16 protein-coding genes are annotated in these 15,825 nt (G+C 69.2%); 12 read left to right on the top strand and 4 right to left on the bottom strand.

Annotated elements, in window-relative coordinates:
- Position 1 precedes the first annotated feature (1 nt).
- Positions 2–562 (top strand): AAA family ATPase, encoded by a 561-nt coding sequence (locus tag BLR91_RS11590; protein ID WP_018190355.1) that lies wholly within the window; start codon positions 2–4, stop codon positions 560–562.
- Between the two features lies 1 nt (position 563).
- The gene (locus BLR91_RS11585; protein WP_089875230.1) at positions 564–1,373 is read left to right on the top strand and encodes a YaaA family protein; all 810 of its coding nucleotides are present in this window, start codon (positions 564–566) and stop codon (positions 1,371–1,373) included.
- 320 nt (positions 1,374–1,693) lie between these two features.
- Here the strand turns inward: BLR91_RS11585 and BLR91_RS11580 are convergent, their stop codons facing one another.
- Together BLR91_RS11580 and BLR91_RS11575 are read right to left on the bottom strand one after the other, a co-directional pair.
- Complete coding sequence (locus tag BLR91_RS11580; RefSeq protein ID WP_089875231.1) at positions 1,694–2,293, bottom strand: DNA-3-methyladenine glycosylase I; 600 nt, start codon at positions 2,291–2,293, stop codon at positions 1,694–1,696.
- A complete protein-coding gene (locus BLR91_RS11575) occupies positions 2,290–2,787 on the bottom strand; it encodes a methylated-DNA--[protein]-cysteine S-methyltransferase (protein ID WP_089875234.1) in 498 nt (165 codons plus the stop codon). Before BLR91_RS11575 ends, BLR91_RS11580 begins: the two co-directional genes overlap by 4 nt.
- A gap of 144 nt (positions 2,788–2,931) precedes the next feature.
- Between BLR91_RS11575 and BLR91_RS11570 the strand changes: the two genes are divergently transcribed.
- The 4 genes from BLR91_RS11570 to BLR91_RS11555 are packed head-to-tail and all read left to right on the top strand — an operon-like array spanning position 2,932 to position 8,299.
- Positions 2,932–3,903, top strand: a complete 972-nt coding sequence (locus tag BLR91_RS11570) for an aldo/keto reductase (protein WP_089875237.1) — start codon at positions 2,932–2,934, stop codon at positions 3,901–3,903.
- Positions 3,904–3,957: 54 nt separating this feature from the next.
- The gene (locus tag BLR91_RS11565) at positions 3,958–4,590 is read left to right on the top strand and encodes a TetR/AcrR family transcriptional regulator (RefSeq protein WP_231918893.1); all 633 of its coding nucleotides are present in this window, start codon (positions 3,958–3,960) and stop codon (positions 4,588–4,590) included.
- Positions 4,581–6,314: an ABC transporter ATP-binding protein gene (locus BLR91_RS11560; protein WP_089875239.1), complete on the top strand. Its 1,734-nt coding sequence runs from the start codon at positions 4,581–4,583 to the stop codon at positions 6,312–6,314. Before BLR91_RS11565 ends, BLR91_RS11560 begins: the two co-directional genes overlap by 10 nt.
- 11 nt (positions 6,315–6,325) lie before the next feature.
- Positions 6,326–8,299: an ABC transporter ATP-binding protein gene (locus BLR91_RS11555; RefSeq protein ID WP_089875241.1), complete on the top strand. Its 1,974-nt coding sequence runs from the start codon at positions 6,326–6,328 to the stop codon at positions 8,297–8,299.
- A 13-nt stretch (positions 8,300–8,312) separates the two neighbouring features.
- On the opposite strand, the gene BLR91_RS11550 is transcribed toward BLR91_RS11555, so the two are convergent.
- Positions 8,313–9,104: a DUF1206 domain-containing protein gene (locus BLR91_RS11550; protein ID WP_018190363.1), complete on the bottom strand. Its 792-nt coding sequence runs from the start codon at positions 9,102–9,104 to the stop codon at positions 8,313–8,315.
- A gap of 108 nt (positions 9,105–9,212) precedes the next feature.
- On the opposite strand from BLR91_RS11550, the gene nusA reads away from it, so the two are divergent.
- The 5 genes from nusA to BLR91_RS11525 all read left to right on the top strand — a co-directional run bounded on the left by nusA (position 9,213) and on the right by BLR91_RS11525 (position 14,321).
- On the top strand, positions 9,213–10,220 hold the full coding sequence (nusA, locus tag BLR91_RS11545) for a transcription termination factor NusA (protein WP_018190364.1): 1,008 nt from the start codon (positions 9,213–9,215) through the stop codon (positions 10,218–10,220).
- A 15-nt stretch (positions 10,221–10,235) separates the two neighbouring features.
- Positions 10,236–10,562 (top strand): YlxR family protein, encoded by a 327-nt coding sequence (locus tag BLR91_RS11540; RefSeq protein WP_331710720.1) that lies wholly within the window; start codon positions 10,236–10,238, stop codon positions 10,560–10,562.
- A 103-nt stretch (positions 10,563–10,665) separates the two neighbouring features.
- Positions 10,666–13,440 carry a translation initiation factor IF-2 gene (infB, locus tag BLR91_RS11535; protein ID WP_020075214.1) on the top strand — a complete coding sequence of 925 codons (2,775 nt, stop codon included), beginning with the start codon at positions 10,666–10,668 and terminating at the stop codon, positions 13,438–13,440.
- Positions 13,441–13,497: 57 nt separating this feature from the next.
- Entirely contained in the window at positions 13,498–13,998 is a 501-nt protein-coding gene (gene rbfA, locus BLR91_RS11530) for a 30S ribosome-binding factor RbfA (protein ID WP_089875243.1), read from the top strand.
- A 32-nt stretch (positions 13,999–14,030) separates the two neighbouring features.
- The gene (locus BLR91_RS11525) at positions 14,031–14,321 is read left to right on the top strand and encodes a YciI family protein (protein ID WP_089875245.1); all 291 of its coding nucleotides are present in this window, start codon (positions 14,031–14,033) and stop codon (positions 14,319–14,321) included.
- A gap of 13 nt (positions 14,322–14,334) precedes the next feature.
- Here the strand turns inward: BLR91_RS11525 and BLR91_RS11520 are convergent, their stop codons facing one another.
- Positions 14,335–15,198, bottom strand: a complete 864-nt coding sequence (locus BLR91_RS11520) for an A/G-specific adenine glycosylase (protein ID WP_089875247.1) — start codon at positions 15,196–15,198, stop codon at positions 14,335–14,337.
- 39 nt (positions 15,199–15,237) lie between these two features.
- On the opposite strand from BLR91_RS11520, the gene BLR91_RS11515 reads away from it, so the two are divergent.
- On the top strand, positions 15,238–15,822 hold the full coding sequence (locus tag BLR91_RS11515) for a hypothetical protein (protein WP_089875248.1): 585 nt from the start codon (positions 15,238–15,240) through the stop codon (positions 15,820–15,822).
- Positions 15,823–15,825 lie beyond the last annotated feature (3 nt).

Genomic DNA, 15,825 nt, shown 5'->3' with positions numbered 1-15,825 from the left:
CATGTCCGGGCAGCAGGGAGCCCCGCTGGAGCGCCAGTTCGGAGACGTCCGCGTCCCGATGCTGGTGGCGATGGCGGGGCTTCCTGGTTCCGGGAAGTCCACCATCGCGGAGATCCTGGCCGGGCGCATGGGCGCGACGGTGATCTCGGTGGATCCGATCGAGGCGTCGATCATCCGTGCGGGGATCGATTCCGACCAGCCGACCGGGCTCGCGGCCTATCTGGTGGCAGAGACCATGGCGGAGCAGGTGCTGCTCTCGGGCCATTCGGTCGTCGTCGACGCCGTCAACGCCGTGGAGCCGGCGCGTCTGCAGTGGCGCGATCTGGCGGAGCGGTGCGACGTGAAGCTCCGCGTGATCGAGACGGTGTGCTCCGACCCTGAGCTCCACGAGGAGCGGCTGGGCAAGCGCAGCGGCCTGGTCGCAGCGTACGCCGTCGAGCAGAGCACCGACGAGTACGACGAGTGGCGCGGCGCGTGCGGCACGCTGCCCCGGGTGACTCTGGACACTGCGGCGCCGCTGGGCGAGAACGTCAATACGGCACTGAACTTCGTGGAGGGCTAGCGTGCTCATCCTGCTCCCGCCCTCCGAGACGAAGAGGGACGGGGGAGCGGGGTCTCCGCTCGCCGTGGAGCGGTTGCGCTTCCCCTCACTGAACCCTGTCCGCCGCGAGGTGGTGGATGCGGTGGTCGAGCTCGCCGCGGACCGCGATGCGGCGATCCGCGCGCTCAAGCTGGGGCCCAAGCAGGCCGGCGAAGTGGAGCGGAACCGCGGCATCCCGTCGGCTCCCACCATGCGCGCGCTGGAGCGTTACACGGGCGTCCTGTACGACGCCCTCGATGCCGAGTCGCTCTCCTCTGCGGACTGGGAGGTCGCCGCAGAGACGGTCGCTGTGCAGTCGGCGTTGCTCGGTCTGGTCGGTGCGGGCGATCCGGTGCCGGCGTACCGGCTGTCGTTCGACTCGCGCCTGTCGCTGCATCGTGGCGCGGCGTCGCTGAAGAAGCGGTGGTCGCAGGCAGGGGCCGCGGCTCTGGCGGAGCGGAACGACCTCCTGCTCGATCTCCGCTCCGAGGGCTATGCCGCTCTGGCGCCGCTTCCCGAGCGCGACGGCGCCCACTACGTGCGCGTGCTCGCTCGCGACGAGTCTGGCCATGTCCGCGCGCTGAACCACTTCAACAAGCAGGCGAAGGGGCTGCTGACGCGCGCTCTGATCGAGGCGGGAGCGGGGTTCGAGACGACCGCGTCGCTTCTGGACTGGGCGGGCGCCGAGGGCTACGAGCTGCGGCCCGCGGGGGATGGCTCCGCCGACCTGGAACTCGTCGTCCCGGAGGTGCGCGGTGCTCCTGGCAAGCTCATGGCGGCGCTGCGGGTCTGACGACACTCCCGGCCAACTTTCAGTGGTGCAGGAGTGAAAAGTGAGATAAGCTCACAACCAAGAGAGAGGATCAACTGATCCGAGGCGTGCGCGCACTGGTTGTGTGTCACTGTCTCAACAAGTCGGGCCGACGTGTGGTGGCCGACGCGTCATCCCCATGCGTCGTTTCCTTCGCCGGAGTGTGAGGCACCAAGATTCCGCCTGCGGTCGGGCACGAGCGGTACGCCCTCACCAGCGAGAATCCGGTGTCGGAGTCCATATCCGCCGTCGGCCCGACTCTCTCGGTCCTCTCTCGAGTTCCTTGACCGCGCCTGCATCGCTCACGCCGCGCGGAAGCAGCCTTCGAAATGGTCGTCGACCATCCCGGTCGCCTGCATGAGTGCGTACATCGTGGTCGGGCCCACGAATCGGAAGCCCCGGCGCCGGAGTTCCTTGCTGAGTGCGGTCGACTCGGCTGTCACGGCGGGGATCTCGCCCCATTCCCGTGGTCGGTGATCGGCACGCGGCTCGGGGGCGAAGCTCCACATGAGTTCTTCGAGCGGCACGTCGAGCTGCAGCACGGCGCGCGCGTTCGAGATGGTCGCCTCGATCTTGCCGCGGTGACGGATGATCCGTTCGTCCTGCAGCAGGCGCTGCACGTCGGCCTCCGTCATGGCGGCGACCTTCTCGGGGACGAAGCCGAGGAAGTCCTCGCGGAAGGCCGGCCGTCGCCGCAGGATGGTGATCCACGAGAGGCCGGCCTGGAATCCTTCCAGGCAGAGCTTCTCGTAGAGCGCTCGCGGGTCGTGCTGCGGGGTGCCCCACTCCTCGTCGTGGTAGCGGCGGTACTCCGTGTCGCTCGCCGACCAGGAGCATCGGGCGATGCCGTCCTCGCCGACCACGAGAGCGGAGCGGGCGGGGGTCGTCGTCGTGTCGCTCATGCGGCCAGCAGGATCCCCTCGTGCTCGAGGAGCCAGATCTTGGTAGGGATGCCGTCGCCACCGCTGTATCCGGTCACGCGACCGCTGGAGGAGAGCACGCGATGGCAGCCCACGATGATCGGCACCGGGTTCGCGCCGACCGCACCGCCGATCGCGCGGCCGTAGCCCGCATGGCCGAGCGAGGCGCCGAGTTCGCCGTACGACACGAACGTGCCGAACTCGAGCGACGACAGCCTCTCCCACACCGCCTGGCGGAACGGGGTGCCCTGCAGCCGGACCGGGACGTCGAACGCGCGCCGCGACCCGGAGAAGTACTCCTCCAGCTGCGCGGCCGCGTCATCGAGCACCGGCGTGCTGCGTTCGGGATGGTCTTCGAGCGGGAGATGCCCCGACCGTTCGATGGAGAGGGACGTGACGGCCGTGCCGTCACTGGTCAGTTCGAGCCGCCCGATGGGGCTCGCGGTGCGGAGGAGATAGGCGAAGGAACTGCTCATGGGACGACTCTAGGGCGCGCCACCGACGCGCACTCGCGGGAATCGGACATCGGGGGATAACTCGCTCCGGTCTCGGCCTGTGGACGGTTTCACCCCGTCGCCGTCGCATCCGCAGCCGTCCTCCGCCCTGCCTAGACTCGAGGCATGGCGAACATCGAATACCGCACTCTCGGCCCCTCCGGCCTCGTCGTCTCCACGATCGGTCTCGGCTGCAACAACTTCGGCCGGAAGGACACGCTCACCGAGACGCAGGAGGGCACCGACGCGGTGATCGGCGCCGCGATCGATGCCGGCGTCACGCTGTTCGACACCGCCGACATCTACGGCTCCGAACGCGGGCTGTCCGAGACGCTGATGGGCAAGTCGCTCGAAGGCAAGCGCGACCGCATCGTCCTCGCCACGAAGTTCGGGATGGACATGGCCGGTCTCAACGGGCCCGACTGGGATGCGCGCGCCTCCCGCCGCTACATCCGCCTCGCGGTCGAGAGCTCGCTCCGCCGGCTCCGCACCGATTGGATCGACCTCTACCAGCTGCACCGTCCCGACCCGGTGACACCCATCGAGGAGACCCTCGCGACGCTGGACGACCTGATCACCGAGGGCAAGATCCGCTACATCGGGCACTCCAACCTGTCGGGGTGGCAGATCGCCGAGGCGGAGTTCACCGCTCGCCTCAGCGGGCATCCGAAGTTCATCTCGGCGCAGAACGAGTACAGCCTTCTCGCGCGTGATGTCGAGCGGGAGGTGCTCCCGGCCGTGAACCGCTACGGCCTCGGCTTCCTGCCGTTCTTCCCGCTCTACAACGGCCTGTTCACGGGCAAGTTCACGCGCCAGGGCGGCCCCGCCGACAGCCGGATCATGCACCTCCGCCGTCACCTGCTGGACGAGGCGCCGTGGGACAGGATCGAGCGCTACCAGGCGTTCTGCGACGACCGCGGGGTCACGATGCTCGCGGCGACCTTCGCCTGGCTGCTCGCTCAGCCGGGACTGTCGAGCGTCATCGCGGGGGCGACGAAGCCGGAGCAGATCGTCGCCAACGCCGAGGCGGCCACCGCGTGGAAGCCGACGGCGGAGGAGGTCGCCGAGATCGGGGAGATCTTCGCTCCGGCGGGCTGAAATCGCCCACGAAAGACCTTGTGAGTGAGCACTCACTCCGGGTAGAGTCGCCGCGTGACGAACGACGCAGCGACCGAAACCCAGTCGCGCTCGCGCGCGCAGCCGATGGCGGTGGACGACCGTAAAGCGATGATCATCGACGCGGTCATCCCGCTGCTGCTCGAGCACGGGCGCGCGATGACGTCACGCCAGATCGCCGAGGCCGCCGGCATCGCCGAAGGCACCATCTTCCGCGCCTTCGGTGACAAGGAGACACTCGTGCAGGCGGCGATCGAGAAGTACCTCGATCCCGAGCCGCTGCGCGAGGCGCTCCGCAACATCGACCCCGCGCTCCCGCTGGAGAACAAGATGCGCGCGATCCTGTACCTGCTGCGTGAGCGCTTCCAGAGCGTCATGCGGATCATGCCGGTCATCGGCGCACAGCGTCCGCCCGTGCCGCAGGAGCGCGGGGAGTTCGCCCGCATCATCGCCCAGATCCTGGAGCCGGAGGCCGGTGAGCTCAACTGGCCGCCGGAGCGCGTCGCCCACCTGCTGCGGCTGATCAGCTTCTCCTCCGCGTTCCCCGCGCTCAACGAGGGCATCGAGTTCAGCATCGACGACCTCGCCCGGATGACGCTGGTCGGCGTCGCCGGGACCTCGCCCCACGTTCTCTTCCCGTCATCCGACACGGAGGCATCATGCTCCTGAGACTGCTCGGCCGGTTCCTGCGGCCGCACTGGCCGCTCCTGATCGGGGTGATCGTCTTCCAGCTGGCGCAATCGCTGCTCTCGCTGTGGCTGCCGACCCTGAACGCCGACGTCACCGACAACGGCATCGCCAAGGGCGACACCGGCTACATCATGGCCGTCGGCGCCGAGATGCTCGGCGTGACGCTGGTGCAGGTCGCCTGCGCCATCACCGCCGTCTACTTCGGCGCCAAGGTCGCGATGCTGGTCGGACGCGACCTGCGCGAGGCGATCTTCCACCGGGTCGGGGAGTTCTCCGAGCGCGAGGTGTCGTCCTTCGGCGCGCCCTCGCTGATCACCCGCAACACCAACGACGTCCAGCAGGTGCAGATGCTGGTGATGATGACGTGCACGCTGCTCGTCTCGGCGCCCATCCTCGCGGTCGGCGGCATCGTGCTGGCGATGCAGCAGGACATCGACCTGTCGTGGCTCATCGCCGTGAGCGTCCCCGCACTGCTGGTCGCGGTGAGCATCATCATCGCGCGCATGGTGCCGCTGTTCCGGCGGATGCAGGACAGGATCGACCGCGTCAACCGCGTGCTCCGCGAGCAGCTGACCGGCCTCCGCGTGGTGCGCGCGTTCGTGCGCGAACGCGTCGAGACCGACCGGTTCCGGGTGGCGAACGACCAGGTGACGGAGACGGCGCTGAAGGCGGGCCGGTTGTTCGCGCTGATGTTCCCGATCGTGATGCTCGTGCTCAACGTGTCGAGCGTCGCCGTGATCTGGTTCGGGTCCTTCCGGGTGCAGGACGGCACACTCCAGGTGGGCACGCTCACGGCGTTCCTGCAGTACCTCATGCAGATCCTCATGGGCGTGATGATGTCGACGATGATGGCCGTGCTCGTGCCGCGCGCGTCGGTGTGCGCCGACCGCATTGGCGAGGTGCTCGGTACGGAGCCGTCCGTTCGCGCGTCCGACACCCCGGTCACCGAGGTGGAGACGCACGGAACGGTGGAGTTCGTCGACGTCGGCTTCTCGTATCCGGGAGCCGAGCATCCCGTGCTCACCGACATCACCTTCCTCGCCGAGGCGGGGCGGACGACCGCCATCATCGGCAGCACCGGCGCAGGCAAGACGACGCTGGTGAACCTCATCCCGCGCCTGTTCGATGCGACCAGCGGGATCGTGCTGGTCGACGGTGTGGATGTGGCCGACCTCGACCCGGAGGTGCTGTGGTCCCGCATCGGGATCGTGCCGCAGCGCCCCTACCTGTTCTCGGGCACGGTGGCGTCGAACCTGCGCTACGGCAATCCGGATGCCACCGACGACGAGCTCTGGCACGCGCTCGAGGTGGCGCAGGCGCGCGACTTCGTCGAGGCGATGCCGGAGGGTCTCGACGCGCCGATCGCACAAGGCGGCACCAACGTCTCGGGTGGTCAGCGGCAGAGGCTCGCGATCGCTCGCGCACTGGTCAGGAAGCCGGAGATCTTCGTCTTCGACGACTCCTTCTCGGCGCTCGACACCGCGACCGACGCGCGGCTCCGTGCGGCGCTCGCGCGGGATGTGACCGACGCGACCATGATCGTGGTCGCCCAGCGGGTGTCCACCATCGTGGATGCCGACCAGATCATCGTCCTCGACGACGGCCGCGTGGTCGGTCGCGGGACGCACGACGAACTCCTCGAGAGCAACGAGACCTACGCCGAGATCGTCTCGTCGCAGCTCGCGGCTCAGGATGCGGCATAGGGAGAAGCGGGATGAGCGACAAGACGACGACCCCCGAGCGGCCGGCCGGCCCTCCGATCCGGCGCGGACCCGGCGGGGGAGGGCCGTTCGCCGGTTTCGGCATGCCCGTCCAGAAGTCGATGAACTTCGGCCCGAGCGCGAAGCGCCTGCTGGGCCGTCTCCGCCCGGAGTGGCTGCCGCTCGCCGCGGTGACGCTGCTCGCAGTGGTGTCCGTGACGTTCGCGGTGCTCGGGCCCAAGCTGCTCGGCAACGCGATCAACCTGGTGTTCGCCGGTGCCCTCTCCCTGCAGTTCCCGAAGGGCGAGACCCAGGCGCAGGTCATCGCCGGTCTACGGGCGCAGGGCCAGAACCAGTACGCCGACCTGCTCTCCGGTACGACCTTCACCCCCGGTGCGGGCATCGACTTCACCGCGGTCGGCCAGACCCTGCTCTGGGTGCTCGCGCTGTACGTCCTCTCGTCGGTGTTCAGCTACCTGCAGGCCTACGTGCTCAACGGCGTCACGCAGCGCACCGTGTACCGTCTGCGCTCGGATGTGGAGGACAAGCTGCACCGTCTCCCGCTGAAGTACTTCGACGGGATGCAGCGGGGCGAGCTGCTCAGCCGGGTCACCAACGACATCGACAACATTTCGCAGTCGCTGCAGCAGACGATGAGCCAGTTGCTGACGTCCCTTCTGACGGTCGTCGGAGTGGTCGTGCTGATGTTCGTCATCTCGCCGCTCCTCGCGCTGATCGCGCTCATCACCATCCCGCTGACCCTCGTCATCACGACGGTCATCGCGAAGCGCTCGCAGAAGCTGTTCGTCGCCCAGTGGCGGCACACCGGCGAGCTGAACGGCCAGATCGAGGAGGCGTTCACCGGCCACTCCCTGGTCAAGGTGTTCGGCCGCCACCGCGAGGTCGAGGCCCGGTTCCGCGAGAAGAACCAGGAGATGTACCGGGCGAGCTTCGGCGCCCAGTTCATCTCGGGCATCATCATGCCGGCGATGATGTTCGTCGGGAACCTGATGTACGTCGCCATCGCGGTGGTGGGTGGACTGCAGGTGGCGAGCGGCGCGATGCAGCTCGGTGACGTGACGGCGTTCATCCAGTACTCCCGTCAGTTCACGCAGCCGCTCACCCAGCTCGGGTCGATGGCGAACCTGTTGCAGTCGGGTGTCGCGAGCGCCGAGCGCGTGTTCGAGCTGCTGGACGCCGACGAGCAGTCGCCCGACCCGCGCGAGCCGGAGAGCCCAGCCGGCACCAAGGGCCTCCTGACGTTCGAGGACGTCTCGTTCCGCTACGTCGAGGACACCCCGCTGATCGAGGACCTGTCGCTGGTGGCCCAGCCCGGGCAGACCGTGGCGATCGTCGGACCGACGGGCGCCGGCAAGACCACGCTCGTGAACCTGATGATGCGCTTCTACGAGCTGGACGGCGGACGCATCACCCTCGACGGCGTCGACATCGCGTCGATGAGCCGGCACGACCTGCGGAGCCGGATGGGGATGGTGTTGCAGGACACCTGGCTGTTCAAGGGCACCATCCGCGACAACATCCTCTACGGCCGCCCGGACGCGACAGAGGAGGAGGTGCTGGATGCGGCGCGCGCGACCTACGTCGACCGCTTCGTCCACTCGCTGCCCGACGGCTACGACACCATCCTCGACGACGAGGGGTCGAACATCTCGGCGGGGGAGAAGCAGCTGCTCACGATCGCGCGGGCCTTCCTCGCGCGGCCGAGCGTGCTCATCCTCGACGAGGCGACCTCGTCCGTTGACACCCGCACCGAGCTGCTCGTGCAGAAGGCGATGAGCGCACTGCGGGCGGACCGGACGTCGTTCGTCATCGCACACAGGCTCTCCACGATCCGCGACGCCGACCTCATCCTGGTGATGGAGGCGGGCCGGATCGTCGAGCAGGGCACGCACGCCGAGCTGTTGGCGCGCGGCGGAGCGTACTACTCGCTCTACAACGCGCAGTTCGCCGGGGCGGCGGACGAGTAGGAGCCTCTGCCGATCACGGCTCGGCGAGGCGGGACGCGTACGCGCGCACGCACCAGAAGACGCCGTACGCGATCAGGCCGAGCGCGATGAGGATGAGGAGGACGACGCCGAACGGGACCTCGGTGAGCGCCTTCAGGCTGCCGTCGAGTCCGCCCGCCTTCTCGGGGTCGGATGTGAAGGCGCCGAAGACGACCAGACCGCCGACGATCACCAGGGCGACCCCCTTGGAGACGTAGCCGACGCGGCCCAGCGTCGTCGTGACGGTCGCCCAGCGGTTCGGTGGGAGGCGCAGGTCGCGCTCGAACTTGTGGGTCAGGCCGTTCACGGCGAAGACGACGCCGACGACCACGATCGCGATCCCGATGCCGGCGAGGAGGAAGACTCCGCCGGGCATCGCGAGAAGCTTCGCGCTCATCGACTTCTCGGAGGTGGACGCATCCTGCCGGCCGCCGGACGCGATGGAGATCGCGATACCGGCGAGGGCGGCGTACACGACGCACTTGGCGACCTCCGTCACCTTCTGGCCAGGCTTGTGCGCCGTGATCGCCTGCAGGATCTGCCAGGCCGCCAGGAAGATGAGTCCGACGATCACGGCCCACAGCACGAAGAGGCCGCCCGGCACGGCGACGAGCGCCTGCAAGGCACCCGACTGGTCGGCATCCCCGCCCGACCCGAACGCGACGGCCAGCGCGATGACGCCGATCAGGATGTGCAGGATGCCGATGGCGGCGAGGCCGACCCGGGCGAGGCCGCGCACGAGCGGATGGCGTTCGACCCGGGAGGCGACGCGGCTGGGGGAGGTCATGGCGTGAACGGTACGCGGCGTTCACGCGTTCGGGAATCTCGGGTACCGTAGAGGACTGAGTCCGCCGCGCCGTCACGCGGCGGCGAGATCTGAATAGAGGAGGCCGGCATGGACATCGACCTCAGCGTCTTGCGTCTCATGGAGCGCGAGAAGGAGATCCCCTTCGATGAACTGGTGCAGATCATCGAACAGGCCATCCTGACCGCTTACCTGAAGCACACGAACCAGGCCGATCACCGCCACGGTCACAGCGACCAGCCGCCGGCCGCACGGGTGCACCTGGACCGCAAGACGGGGCATGTCACGGTTTACGTGCCCGAGCGCGACGAAGAAGGCAACGTCATCGGCGAGGCCGAGGACAGCCCGAGCGACTTCGGCCGCATCGCGGCCTTCGCGGCCAAGCAGGTGATCAACCAGCGGCTGCGCGACATCGCGGACGACGCCGTGCTCGGCGAGTTCCGCGGACGCGAGGGCGACATCGTCGCCGGCGTCATCCAGCAGGGCCCGAACCCGCGCATGATCCACGTCGACCTGGGAACGGTGGAGGCCATCCTCCCGCCGGAGGAGCAGGTGCCGGGCGAGGAGTACACGCACGGTTCGCGCATCCGCGTCTACGTCACGAGCGTCACCAAGGGACCGAAGGGTCCGTCGATCACCGTGTCGCGCACGCACCCGGCGCTCGTCCGGAAGCTGTTCGCGCTGGAGGTCCCGGAGATCGCCAGCGGCGTCGTCGAGATCGTGTCGCTCGCCCGCGAGGCCGGGCACCGCACGAAGATGGCGGTCCGGGCGACCGAGCCGGGAGTGAACGCCAAGGGCGCGTGCATCGGCGAGCTGGGTCAGCGCGTCCGCGCGGTGACCGCGGAGCTCAACAACGAGAAGATCGACATCGTCGACTACTCGCCAGACCTCGCGACGTTCGTGTCGAGTGCGCTGTCGCCCGCGAAGGTGACCAGTGCGTTCGTCATCGACGAGTCGCTCAAGGCCGTCCGCGCGCTCGTGCCCGACTACCAGCTGTCGCTCGCGATCGGCAAGGAGGGTCAGAACGCGCGTCTCGCCGCGAAGCTGACGGGCGCGAAGATCGACATCCAGCCCGATTCGATCCTCGACCGCGATTGAGTTCGGCAGAGCGGAATGCCCAGGCATTCCGCGGCGTTGAGTACGACGCGGGTTCCTGTCCGTTCGGCGCGCGCCGTCGGGAGGAGTAGGATGGAACCCGTCAGAACGTGCGTCGGATGCCGTTCTCGCGCTCCCCGGTCCTCTCTTCTGAGGATCGTCGCCCAGGATTCGGAACTCGTGGTGGACCCGTCCGCCACCCGGCCGGGGCGAGGTGCGTGGCTGCATCCGGTCGAGGAGTGTCTCGAACTCGCACTGAAGCGCCGGGCCTTCGGGCGGGCGCTTCGGGTGGAGGGGACGCTCGACACCGCGACCATCCGGTCGCAATTCATTAGAACAGGCTGAAGAAGTTGACTTCACATGAGTGACAACCGATGAGTGTCTCGAAATGAGATCCGTCCGCTATTAACGCCTGCCCCTGTCTGGGGTGGGCCCAGACAGGAGAATTGTGGCTGCAAAACCACGCGTACATGAGGTCGCGAGCGAGCTCGGCGTCGACAGCAAGGTCGCGCTCGCGAAGCTCAAGGAGATGGGCGAGTTCGTCAAGGGACCGTCCTCGAGCATCGAGCCCCCGGTAGCACGCAAGCTGCGTGCCGCGCTGGAGGCCGAGGGTGCGAAGCCGTCCGCCGAGAAGGCGACCGCTACCGCCCCGAAGGCGCCGTCCCAGGCGCCGCGTCCGGCCGCTCCGCGTCCGCCGCAGGCGCCCGCCGCCGCGACCGAGACGGATGCCGGGCCCAAGCCGCAGGCGCCGATGTCGGTCGCCGAGCGTCAGGCCGCGGCCGAGAAGGCCGCCGCCGAGAAGGCCGCTGAGAAGGCGGCGGAGAAGGCTGCTTCGAGCACGCCCGCCGCGGGCGCCCCGGCGACCCCGGACGCCGTCAAGCCGAGCTCCGCACCCCGCCCCGGCGGCGGTGGCATCCCGCGCCCGAGCGCCCCGCGCCCCGGCAACAACCCGTACTCGTCGAACCAGGGCATGGGCCAGCGCACGCCGCGTCCGGGCAACAACCCGTTCTCGTCGTCGCAGGGCATGGGACAGCGTCCCTCGCCCGGCAACATCCCGCGTCCGACCCCGCCGCGTCCCGGTGCCCCGCGCATCGGCGCACCCGGTCAGGGTGGCGGCAACCGTCCCGGCCCGCGTCAGGGCGGCGGCGGTCGTCCCGGCTTCCAGCAGCGCCCCGGCACCGGTGGCGGTGCGGGAGCAGGCGCAGGCGGCGGCTTCCAGCGTCCCGGCGGCGGCTTCGGCGGCCCGCGCCCCGGTGGTGGCGGCGGTCGTGGTCGTGGACCGGGCGGCGGCACGGCCGGTGCGTTCGGCCGCGGTGGCGGCAAGAGCAAGGCCCGCAAGTCGAAGCGCGCGAAGCGTCAGGAATTCGAGATGCGGGAGGCCCCGTCGCTGGGCGGCGTGACCGTTCCCCGCGGCAACGGCGACACCGTCATCCGACTGCGTCGCGGCTCGTCCATCTCGGACTTCGCCGACAAGATCGACGCGAACCCCGCGTCGCTGGTCACCGTCCTCTTCCACCTGGGCGAGATGGCGACCGCGACCGAGTCGCTCGATGAGGCCACCTTCGAGGTGCTCGGCGAGGAGCTCGGCTACAAGATCCAGGTCGTCTCGCCCGAGGACGAGGACAAGGAGCTCCTGGAGGGCTTCGACATCGACCTCGACGGCGAGCTCGCCGGCGAGTCCGACGAGGACCTCGAGATCCGTCCCCCGGTCGTCACCGTCATGGGTCACGTCGACCACGGTAAGACGCGCCTCCTCGACGCCATCCGCAACGCGAACGTCGTCGCGGGCGAGGCCGGCGGCATCACCCAGCACATCGGTGCGTACCAGGTGTGGACGGAGCACGAGGGCATCGAGCGTGCCATCACCTTCATCGACACCCCGGGTCACGAGGCGTTCACCGCCATGCGTGCCCGTGGTGCGCAGGTCACCGACATCGCGATCCTCGTGGTCGCGGCGGACGACGGCATCATGCCGCAGACCATCGAGGCGCTGAACCACGCTCAGGCGGCGAACGTGCCGATCGTGGTCGCGGTGAACAAGATCGACAAGCCGGAGGCCAACCCGGCCAAGGTGCGCCAGCAGCTCACCGAGTTCGGCCTGGTGGCGGAGGAGTACGGCGGCGACGTCATGTTCGTGGACGTGTCCGCGCGCAACGACATCGGCATCCAGGACCTGCTCGACGCGGTCCTGCTGACCGCCGACGCCGGTCTCGACCTCCGCGCCAACCCGAACAAGGACGCCCGCGGTGTCGCCATCGAGGCGAAGCTCGACAAAGGCCGCGGCGCCGTGGCGACCGTGCTCATCCAGTCCGGAACGCTCCGGGTGGGCGACGCGATCGTGGCGGGCACCGCCTACGGCCGCGTGCGTGCCATGGCCGACGAGAACGGCGAGGCCGTCTTCGAGGCAGCCCCGTCGCGTCCGGTCCAGGTGCAGGGTCTCTCCAGCGTCCCGCGCGCCGGTGACGTGTTCCTCGTCACCGAGGAGGACCGCACCGCCCGCCAGATCGCCGAGAAGCGTGAGGCCGCGGAGCGCAACGCGCAGCTGGCGAAGGCCCGCAAGCGCATCTCGCTCGAGGACTTCACCCGGGCCCTGGAGGAGGGCAAGGTCGAGGCGCTCAACCTCATCATCAAGGGCGACGTGTCCGGTGCCGTGGAGGCGCTGGAGGAGTCGCTCATGAAGATCGAGGTCGACGATTCGGTCTCCCTCCGCATCCTGCACCGCGGCGTCGGCGCGATCACCGAGTCGGACATCGACCTGGCGACCATCGACAACGCGATCGTGATCGGCTTCAACGTCCGCCCGGACGTGAAGGCGCGCGAGCGTGCGGCCCGCGAGGGTGTGGATGTGCGCTTCTACTCGGTCATCTACAACGCGATCGAGGACATCGAGAACTCGCTGAAGGGCATGCTCAAGCCCGAGTTCGAAGAGGTCCAGTCCGGTGTCGCCGAGATCCGCGAGGTGTTCCGCTCCTCGAAGTTCGGCAACATCGCCGGTGTCATCGTCCGCTCCGGGACGATCACGCGAAACGCCAAGGCGCGGGTCATCCGCGACGGCGTCGTGGTGGGGGACAACCTCGCCATCGAGTCGCTGCGCCGGTTCAAGGACGACGTCACCGAGGTCCGTACGGACTTCGAGGCCGGTATCGGTCTCGGGAAGTACAACGACATCCAGATCGGCGACGAGATCGAGACGACCGAGCTTCGCGAGAAGCCTCGAGTCTGATTCGAGAGATGGCCGGTGGCTTCGCCACCGGCCATCTTGTCTGAAAGGAGCACAACCATGGCTGATCCGGCACGCGCGAGGAAACTCGCGGACAGGATCAAGGAGATCATCGCGAAGCGGCTCGATCGCGGTCTCCGCGACCCGCGCCTCGGCTTCGTCACGATCACGGACGTCCAGGTGACCGGCGACCTGCAGCACGCCACAGTGTTCTACACGGTGTACGGCACCGAGCAGGAGCGCGACGACAGCGCTGCCGCACTCAAGGCCGCCACCGGCATGCTGCGCAGCGAGGTCGGCAAGAACATCACCGCCCGGCTCACGCCGACGCTGGAGTTCCAGCTCGACGCGATCCCCGAGAACGCCGCGCAGATCGAGAACCTGCTCCGCGAGGCGCGTCAGCGGGATGAGGAGGTCGCGGGACTCGCGGCCGGCGCGAACTACGCCGGCGACGAGGACCCGTACGTCAAGCCCCGCGAGTTCGAGGACGACGACGAGGACTTCGACGACGCCGAGGATGACGACACCGAGGACGCCGACGAGGCGGACGACAAGCACTGACCGCCGCGCCGGGTCGGCTCTAGGCTGACGGCATGTTCGCCGTCACGTTCTACGATGCCGACCCGGACGCGTCTCCGGAGCACTTCCAGCGTCTCGTCGAGACGTACCCCCGTCACCGCGCCTACCTCGACGAGTTCGCCGCGGGAGGCGAGGTGCTGATGATCGGCACCTTCGGCGACCCGGCCACCCAGGGCTCGATGGCGATCTTCCGCAGTCGGGAGGCGGCGGAGCGCTTCCTGGAGGGCGACCCGTTCGTCACGGAGGGCCTGGTGTATCTGGTGCGCATCCAGGACTGGGACCCGCTCGTCTTCTCCGAGAGCTGACGCCCGACCAGACTTACGGCAGCGTGTACCCGCCCTCGGCCGTGACGGCGAGACCGTCGGCGAGCAGCCCGGCCAGCGCACGGTCCCGCTGGGCGGCATCCGGCCACACGGTCTCGAGCTCGGCAGCGGTCACCGGGATGTGCGACGCCCGCAGCTCGGCGAGGATGCGTCCGCGCACCTGCCGGTCACTGCCCTCGTAGCGCTTCTGCACGGCCTTCTTCGGGCCGTCGTACGCGGGGTAGCCGGCCTGGCGCCACGCGCAGCGCGACGCGACCGGGCACTCGTCGCAGCGGGGCGATCGGGCGACGCAGACGATCGCGCCGAGCTCCATCATCCCGGCGTTGAACGCCGCGGCGGCCGGCCGATCCTCCGGGAGCAGCGCCTCCATCGCGGCGAGGTCGCGCTTGCCGGGCGGGCCGGGCTCCGCCTGCCCGCCGATCGCTCGGGCGATGACGCGGCGGATGTTCGTGTCGACCACCGGGTGCCGGTTGCCGTATGCGAAGACCGCGACGGCACGTGCGGTGTAGTCGCCGATGCCGGGGAGCGCGAGCAGCGCATCCACGTCCTCCGGCACCACCCCGTCGTGCTGCTCGGTGATCGCGACGGCGGCCGCGTGCAGCCAGAGGGCACGGCGCGGGTAGCCGAGCGACTGCCAGGCGCGCACCGCCTCGCCGGGCGGCACAGCGGCGAGGGCGGCCGGGGTCGGCCAGCGGGTCAACCACTCCTCGAGGCGCGGGATGACGCGGGAGACCGGCGTCTGCTGCAGCATGAACTCGCTGACGAGGGTGCCCCAGGCCGTGAAGCCGTCGCGTCGCCACGGGAGGTCGCGCCGGTTGGCGTGGTACCAATCCACCACCGTCCCGGCGAAGTCGTGCATGCATCGAGGCTAACCGGTGCGACGGCCTATGCTCGTCGCATGATGCTTCCTCCGACGCCGCGGGTGCTGTTCCTGCGTTCGCTGGTCGGCGACATCCGTGCGGTCTCGCCGGTCGGGCGGGTGATCGTGGTGGTCGACGGGGGAACCGTGGGAGGCCCGTTCGCCGACGACCTCGCGGCGGTGTTCCGGGAGTCCGGTGCCGACACGTTCCGGGCGCGGCTGGCGGACTTCCACAACTCGCGGTCGTACCGCACGCGCCTCGGCCCCGAGACGGAGGAGAGCTACTACCGCGACTCCTACGACTACGTGACGCTGCGGCGCGTGCTGCTCGATCCGTTCCGCCTCGGCGGCAGCGCCGGGTTCCAGACCGCGGCCTTCGACGAGGAGCGGGACCAGCCGGTCGAGGCCCGCTGGCTGACGGCCGGACAGGATGCGGTGCTCGTCGTCGACGGGGAGTTCGCCCTGCGTCCGACGCTGCGTGACGCCTGGAACGCCTCCATCCTGCTCGTGAACGCGCTGCAGGAGACCGTGTACCTCGACGATGCCCGTCCGCTCGCCCATGCCGACCACCTGGTCGACGACTCCGAGCCCGAGCTGCCGTTGCGGGTCGACCGCGCGCTCTGAGGC

Origin of the sequence: Leifsonia sp. 466MF (genome assembly GCF_900100265.1) — a bacterium.
In the GTDB taxonomy this organism is placed as follows: Bacteria; Actinomycetota; Actinomycetes; order Actinomycetales; family Microbacteriaceae; genus Leifsonia.
This window is presented reverse-complemented; position numbering and strand designations above follow the sequence as displayed.

What these genes read in the sequence shown, in the direction of transcription:
- nusA (WP_018190364.1), top strand. Translation starts at nt 9,213, where the DNA reads ATGGACATCGACCTCAGCGTCTTGCGTCTCATGGAGCGCGAGAAGGAG.
- BLR91_RS11570 (WP_089875237.1), top strand. Translation starts at nt 2,932, where the DNA reads ATGGCGAACATCGAATACCGCACTCTCGGCCCCTCCGGCCTCGTCGTC.
- BLR91_RS11525 (WP_089875245.1), top strand. Translation starts at nt 14,031, where the DNA reads ATGTTCGCCGTCACGTTCTACGATGCCGACCCGGACGCGTCTCCGGAG.
- BLR91_RS11515 (WP_089875248.1), top strand. Translation starts at nt 15,238, where the DNA reads ATGATGCTTCCTCCGACGCCGCGGGTGCTGTTCCTGCGTTCGCTGGTC.
- BLR91_RS11520 (WP_089875247.1), bottom strand. Translation starts at nt 15,198, where the DNA reads ATGCACGACTTCGCCGGGACGGTGGTGGATTGGTACCACGCCAACCGG.
- BLR91_RS11575 (WP_089875234.1), bottom strand. Translation starts at nt 2,787, where the DNA reads ATGAGCAGTTCCTTCGCCTATCTCCTCCGCACCGCGAGCCCCATCGGG.
- rbfA (WP_089875243.1), top strand. Translation starts at nt 13,498, where the DNA reads ATGGCTGATCCGGCACGCGCGAGGAAACTCGCGGACAGGATCAAGGAG.
- BLR91_RS11540 (WP_331710720.1), top strand. Translation starts at nt 10,236, where the DNA reads ATGCCCAGGCATTCCGCGGCGTTGAGTACGACGCGGGTTCCTGTCCGT.
- BLR91_RS11555 (WP_089875241.1), top strand. Translation starts at nt 6,326, where the DNA reads ATGAGCGACAAGACGACGACCCCCGAGCGGCCGGCCGGCCCTCCGATC.
- BLR91_RS11590 (WP_018190355.1), top strand. Translation starts at nt 2, where the DNA reads ATGTCCGGGCAGCAGGGAGCCCCGCTGGAGCGCCAGTTCGGAGACGTC.
- BLR91_RS11550 (WP_018190363.1), bottom strand. Translation starts at nt 9,104, where the DNA reads ATGACCTCCCCCAGCCGCGTCGCCTCCCGGGTCGAACGCCATCCGCTC.
- BLR91_RS11560 (WP_089875239.1), top strand. Translation starts at nt 4,581, where the DNA reads ATGCTCCTGAGACTGCTCGGCCGGTTCCTGCGGCCGCACTGGCCGCTC.
- BLR91_RS11580 (WP_089875231.1), bottom strand. Translation starts at nt 2,293, where the DNA reads ATGAGCGACACGACGACGACCCCCGCCCGCTCCGCTCTCGTGGTCGGC.